The sequence below is a fragment of the Synechococcus sp. R5-15 genome (assembly GCF_047462035.1).
Classification (GTDB): domain Bacteria; phylum Cyanobacteriota; class Cyanobacteriia; order Thermostichales; family Thermostichaceae; genus Thermostichus.
Genome location: NZ_JANSIK010000139.1, coordinates 1 through 5,625, shown reverse-complemented (window position 1 = coordinate 5,625; position 5,625 = coordinate 1). Strand labels below are relative to the sequence as shown.

Here is a 5,625-nt window from a genome sequence, read left to right as displayed (position 1 = left end):
TCCGTACTGAACATATTATACATTATTTTCAGTATAGTTGAGCTTATTATTGACTAGAGTCATGCTCCTATCAGGGATCCCTGTGGGCAGCCAGAATGGCCTGAGCAGCCAGGTGGCCGGAGAGGGTGGCCCCTTCCATGCTGTCGATGTAGTCTTGGGCGGTGTAGCTGCCGGCAAAAAAGAAGTTGGGTATTGGGGTCTTTTGCTGTGGGCGATAGGGATCCATGCCCGGTGCTTCTCGATAGAGGGAGTGGGCCAGTTTCACCACGCTGTACCAGGTCATGTTCAGTTGCCGGGATGAGGGAAACAGCTCGTGGACTTGGTGCAACACGTGCTGGGCAATTTGCTCGTTGGGCATGGAAATGAAGGGATCCCCCGGCGTGAGCACGCATTGTAGCAGGGATCCCTGGCCGGGTTTGTAGTAGTCGGCGGGGCTGGTGAGGGCCAGATCGGCAAAGCAGGAAAAATCGGCATCGGCGGTGTAGAGGAGATTGTCGATACCCAGAGCCTCTGGGTGTTCGCCAGCTCGTTTGGCCTGGCCTTGGGGGTTCAGCTCCGTCACCCAGCCATCGAAGCGCAACTGCACCGTGGCCACCGGTACGGATTCCAGCTTGTAGAGGTTGTCGAACTGAGGCCACTGCCGCCATACTTCCGGGATCAGCCGTTTGGCCCCTTCCACTGCCGTTGCACACACATACACATCTGCCTCCACCCGCTCTCCATTGGCCAAGAGCAAGCCGGTCACGGGGTAGGGAGAGGAGTCGCTCACTTCAATGCGGCTGACCCCTCTGCGGGTGTGGATCTGGCCCCCGCGGGCTTGGATGTAGCGGACGATAGGCTGAGTGAGATAGGTGTCCGGGGATCCCTTGAGGAAATTGAGCTTGGAGGCCTCTGTTTTGCTGGCAAACATCTGAAAGATCGTCAGCATGCAGCGGGCAGAAATCTGCTCTGTATCGATAAAGCCCAAGGCATAGGCAATCGGGTTCCACATCCGCTTCAGGCTACCCTCGGATCCCCCATGCTGGCGGAACCACTCGGCAAAGCTCATCCGATCCAAGGCGCGAATTTGCCGCATTGCCCCTTCATAGTCCAGCAAGCCGCGAATCAAAGGGCTGGTGCCCAGCGCCAAGGCGTTGCGCAGCTTGTCCGCCCAAGAGAGCTGCTCGGTGGTGAAAAAAGCTTTGAGGCCGTTGAAAGGCGCCCCCAGGGGAAAGCGAAAATCCAGACTGGCCGTTTGCCCACCTCGGTTGACAAAGGTGTGGGTGTGTTGCTTGGGCAGCAGGTTCTCGTAGGCCCCCACCTTTTTCATCAGGGCAAACAAATTGCTGTAGTTGCAGAAAAAAACGTGCAGCCCCATCTCGATGTGGTTGCCATCGGCATCCTGCCAGGATCCCACCTTGCCGCCGACAAAAGGCCGCGCCTCGTAGAGCTGCACCTCGTGTCCTGCCTCGACCAAATCGACTGCCGTCACCAACCCGGCCAATCCGGCCCCAATAATGGCTACCCGCATAGCAATACCCTCAAACAGGCGCTGCCCGGGATCCCGCCCAGACTTTGCGCAACTGCAAAGAAAGATGAACTCCTCTCATTCTGGAACAAAATGCGCCGGGGATCCCTGACTTGACAAACCACCGCAAAACTTGCCATCATAAACTTCCCGATGCGGATGTAGCTCAGTGGTAGAGCTTCTCGTTGCCAACGAGACGGTCGCGCGTTCGAATCGCGTCATCCGCTCTTTGGGCCCTCACCCCCAGCCCCCCTCCCCTCAGAAGAAGGGAGTTGGCTAGCGCTTGTAAAAGGTCTCTAGGCTATGGCGGTCGCCCACAAAGCGCCAGTGCCAGGGTTCGTAATTCACCCCCTGAGGGTTGTTTCTGGGGAAAGACAGCTCAAAGCCAAAGCGGGCCGCGTTGCTCTGCAGCCACTGGAAGGCCGGGGTGGTCTCAAAGGCTTCTTGAGTATCCCACTGCGGAAACCCGGCATCCCCAAGGTCGATGGCATAGCCGGTGTGGTGCTCGCTGTAGCCAGGGGGAGCGCTGACCGCAGCTCGCTCCTCGGGTCGCAAGGCTCGGGATTGGGCCAATTGAAAAAACAGGAACTCCTGATCTGCAATGGAGCGAAACCCCGAAATGGGGACAAGGCGGATCCCGGCAGCTTGAGCTGCTTCGCTCATGCGAAGGTAACTTTCGGCAGCCGCCTGGCGCAGGCGCACCTCTCGACCACGGTAGCTGCCCACCACCCGCAAGCTGTCTGCAGGGGCTTCGGAATAGGCATAGTGCCCCAACAGAGAAGGTCGCCCATTCTGCACAGTTGGCTGCGGCAGAGAGGGCTGACCGGCTTCCTCCAGAACTTGGGGATCCGCCGCCTGCTGGGATCCCGGTAACTTCTCTATCCCCCAACCCGCCAGGAGCACTAGCCCAACCAGCACCAGGCCCAAGACTAGACGGGACCTCAGGGCAGGCACCGAACTTTGCGCTTTTTTCGCCGGAGTGGACTGGCGACGGGCGACCGGAATGTCGTCGTTCATGCGCAAAGGCCGGGATCTAGCGAGGAGTACTGAAAAGAGGCAGCGTTTCTACAAACCCAAATCCGCCAAAATATCGCGGGCATGGGTTTCGGTATTGATGTTCTGGTAGACCTTGGCAATTTTGCCCTCGCCATCAATGACGTAGGTCACCCGCTTGGCATAGCCGCCCCCATCCACATCGTAGGCGCGGGTAATCACCCCACTGCTATCCACCAGTAGGGGGAAAGGCAAGTTGTACTTTTCGGTGAACTTTTGGTGAGAAGCTTGGTCGTCCATGCTCACCCCCAGCACCACCACGTCCTTGCTCTGGTAATCGGCGTAGGCGTCGCGGAATCCACAGGCTTCTTTGGTACAGCCGGGGGTGTCGTCTTTGGGGTAAAAATAGAGGACAACGGTTTTGCCGGCAAAATCAGCCAGCGAAACCTGGTTGCCTTGGGTGTCAGTGGTGTTGAACCCAGGAGCAGGGGTGCCAACAGCGAGAACCATAGGTGCGTGACCCAAAAAGTGTGATGAATAGGGCTGCCCTCAGCATTTTCTTCAGCCCTGCTTGTCTCTGTCAAGGCATTACCGCTCCAGCTTGGCATTGCAACTCAGCCACCAGCTCTTGAAGCTCCGCCGATAGATTGCCGGGCAGCCGTCGCCTCAGAATCTCTGCCAACGATCGGTAATACCACAGGGATCCCTCTTTTCCGGCGGAAAACCGCTGCCAGAGTTTATCCCCCAGTTGGCGAAAATCCCGCAAGATGCAGCGGGCGTTGTGCAGCTTGTCAGAGGCGGCCACCAACAAAACCGAGGCATTTGCCGTTTCCAGGTGCTTCAGGTAGGCGGTTTTGCGCTCTTTCCAGTTTTCTTTGGGCTCGCCTCGGGAGCCATCGCTTTCGGTATCCGTACATCCCAGGATGATCTGCAGCACCCGTTCTCCAAAGTGCTCCCGGATCTGTTGCTCAATCTGGGCCCGGGGCTCGCCTGTGTTGTGGGGGCCGTCCTCTAGGCTGTCGTGGAGCAGAGCGGCAATCGCTTCATCTTCATCCGCCCCATGCTCCAGGGCGATGGCTGCTACGGCCAACAGATGGCTGAGGTAAGGGATCCCGGTTCCCTTGCGGGTTTGAGAAGCATGCCAGCGATGGGCATAGTGCATTGCCTGCACAAACCGCTGTGTGAGTTGCGTTGACATCTGGATTCTCCGATTGGGGTTAAGTTGACCAAGAAAACTGGGTTGCAAGCCCTGCCCTAAGGCCTACAGCCCGCTGACGCGGCAAGGGCGGCTTCGTGCTACGCTGTTGGTTGAACTCCGCCAACTTGAGTATGGCGCAGTGTTAGCAAGAGCAATGTCAGCAGGAAAAGTATCTGGGAGTTCATCCCAGTAGTCGGGGTTATGGCATCCCCCACCACTCGCAAGGGTGGTGTAGCCCAAGAAGTAGGAATTATCCTGTGGCCTGGGAAAGAATCCTTGCCTTTTAGGGCAGGGAGAATGCCAATTTTTGGACAAGGTTGATCCAAGCGAGGTTCAGGCGCTGAGATTGCAAAGGTTTAGCCGGTGGCCGGAGTCTGTTTTGCAGGTAGCGGCACCAGCGTTCCTGTCCCCTACCAAGCGCACAAATCGACGAACCGATCGGCTATCCGAATTAGCTCCGAGTTTGTATTCGGCCTGTAGGCGGCTACCTCCAGCCGGCAGCCTTGGCGGCGGATGTACTTGAGGGCCGGCACAAAATCTCCATCCCCGCTCAGCAGCAGCACCGTCTCGTAGCGGGAGCACATCGCCATCATATCCACAATCAGCTCCCCATCCAGGTTGGCTTTGCGGCTGCCGTCGGCGTGGATCACCACCGGCTTGGTGACCACCCGATAGCCCTGCCTTCTCAACTCCTGCAGAAAGCGATGCTGAGCTTGGTTGTGGTGATCTACCCCAGTGTAAATATGCACTTCCATCTCGGATCTGCCCTGGGCCAGCCAGCTGAGCAGACTGGGATAGTCGAGATGGGATCCCCGCTGCTGGGCGCTGGCGTGGAGATTGGCCGCGTCGATGAACACCCCCAGGGCTTTGCGGGGAGATGCAGGGTTCGGCTGGGATGCCACCAGCTGCTGCAGGTGTTGGAGTTGCGCCTGCACCAACTCCAGTTGCTCCAAAGTCACTTGGGGCTGGGATACCGGCAGAGCATTCAACCGCAGCTCCACAGCTTTTAACCGCTGCTGAATGTGCTGGATGGCCTGGGTGGTGGGGGCCAGCTGTTGCCGCACGGACAGATGAGACGTGGGCCGAGCTTCGAGGGCGTCGATCCGCCCTTGTAATGTTTCCAGTTGGGCCGCCGTCTGCTGCTGCTGTACCCAGATGGGCTCCAAAACCTTTACTTTCTGCTCGAGCTCTTGAATGGCTTCAGCCGGGGAAGCCAAGGTCTGCTGCAGAAGGGACGGTTCAGCAGTGAGCCGAGCGTCCAGCACCTCGAAACGCGCTTGCAGGGTCTCCAGTTGGGTTGCTGTCTGTTGCTGCTGTGTCCAGGTCTGTTCCAGAACTTGGCCAAGCTGTTCTTCGCGGCGGCGGATGGCAGGGTAGGCTGCTGCCAAGGGTAAGAGCCCCCAGATCACTTGGCGGGTCACCAGGGCCGTCACCCCCAGGGCCAGGGATCCCGTCCACAGCCAGGTTAAGGGGAGGGTAGAAGCCCTATTCATACTCATACTCATAGTCAGCTCTCCTGGGTTTGGGTTATCGATCTGCTCGGTTGCCAGGATTTTACCTCACTCACATGGGCCACCTCAGGGATCCCTCTCGAAGATCGAGATGCCCAGAACTCCCAGAGGCATCGAAGAGGAGCAATTCAGCAACTGCAGTATGCCGGCTGTTGGAAGGGGGAGCTTCCAATCGCTGGACAAACGAATTTCCCTTGTTGAGCAAACGGATCAGATATCGAGTCAGTTATCGAAAGCAGGCTCAAACTTGTTCCTCTTGACCGACAGGCCCCGTGGCCCGCTCAACCTGGATTCAACGTCCAAGCTATTGGCTGACGGTATGGGCCGTAAAACCATTGAACGGAGCAGGGTCAGCTAGAAATCGCAGGAGCCCCGCACTGTACCCGTAGGGTCAGTGTCGGGAGGAATGCGGAAGT

The 5,625-nt window shown here is 58.0% G+C and carries 5 protein-coding genes and 1 tRNA gene; 1 reads left to right on the top strand and 5 read right to left on the bottom strand.

Features of this window, described 5'->3' with window-relative positions:
- Positions 1-70 precede the first annotated feature (70 nt).
- Entirely contained in the window at positions 71-1,510 is a 1,440-nt protein-coding gene (gene zds, locus NW839_RS11500) for a 9,9'-di-cis-zeta-carotene desaturase (protein ID WP_414351647.1), read from the bottom strand.
- Positions 1,511-1,662: 152 nt separating this feature from the next.
- Here zds and NW839_RS11495 point away from each other — a divergent pair.
- A tRNA-Gly gene (locus NW839_RS11495) sits at positions 1,663-1,734 on the top strand.
- Positions 1,735-1,783: 49 nt separating this feature from the next.
- On the opposite strand, the gene NW839_RS11490 is transcribed toward NW839_RS11495, so the two are convergent.
- The 4 genes from NW839_RS11490 to NW839_RS11475 form a co-directional block, all read right to left on the bottom strand.
- Entirely contained in the window at positions 1,784-2,524 is a 741-nt protein-coding gene (locus NW839_RS11490) for a D-alanyl-D-alanine carboxypeptidase family protein (protein ID WP_414351645.1), read from the bottom strand.
- A gap of 48 nt (positions 2,525-2,572) precedes the next feature.
- Positions 2,573-3,010 carry a peroxiredoxin gene (locus NW839_RS11485; protein WP_011432689.1) on the bottom strand — a complete coding sequence of 146 codons (438 nt, stop codon included), beginning with the start codon at positions 3,008-3,010 and terminating at the stop codon, positions 2,573-2,575.
- Positions 3,011-3,080: 70 nt separating this feature from the next.
- Complete coding sequence (locus tag NW839_RS11480; RefSeq protein ID WP_414329611.1) at positions 3,081-3,698, bottom strand: HD domain-containing protein; 618 nt, start codon at positions 3,696-3,698, stop codon at positions 3,081-3,083.
- A gap of 410 nt (positions 3,699-4,108) precedes the next feature.
- Positions 4,109-5,191 carry an NYN domain-containing protein gene (locus NW839_RS11475; protein WP_414351644.1) on the bottom strand — a complete coding sequence of 361 codons (1,083 nt, stop codon included), beginning with the start codon at positions 5,189-5,191 and terminating at the stop codon, positions 4,109-4,111.
- Positions 5,192-5,625 lie beyond the last annotated feature (434 nt).

Excerpts from the sequence above, each read along its gene's own strand:
- NW839_RS11475 (WP_414351644.1), bottom strand. The coding sequence starts at position 5,191 with ATGAATAGGGCTTCTACCCTCCCCTTAACCTGGCTGTGGACGGGATCC.
- NW839_RS11490 (WP_414351645.1), bottom strand. The coding sequence starts at position 2,524 with ATGAACGACGACATTCCGGTCGCCCGTCGCCAGTCCACTCCGGCGAAA.
- zds (WP_414351647.1), bottom strand. The coding sequence starts at position 1,510 with ATGCGGGTAGCCATTATTGGGGCCGGATTGGCCGGGTTGGTGACGGCA.
- NW839_RS11485 (WP_011432689.1), bottom strand. The coding sequence starts at position 3,010 with ATGGTTCTCGCTGTTGGCACCCCTGCTCCTGGGTTCAACACCACTGAC.
- NW839_RS11480 (WP_414329611.1), bottom strand. The coding sequence starts at position 3,698 with ATGTCAACGCAACTCACACAGCGGTTTGTGCAGGCAATGCACTATGCC.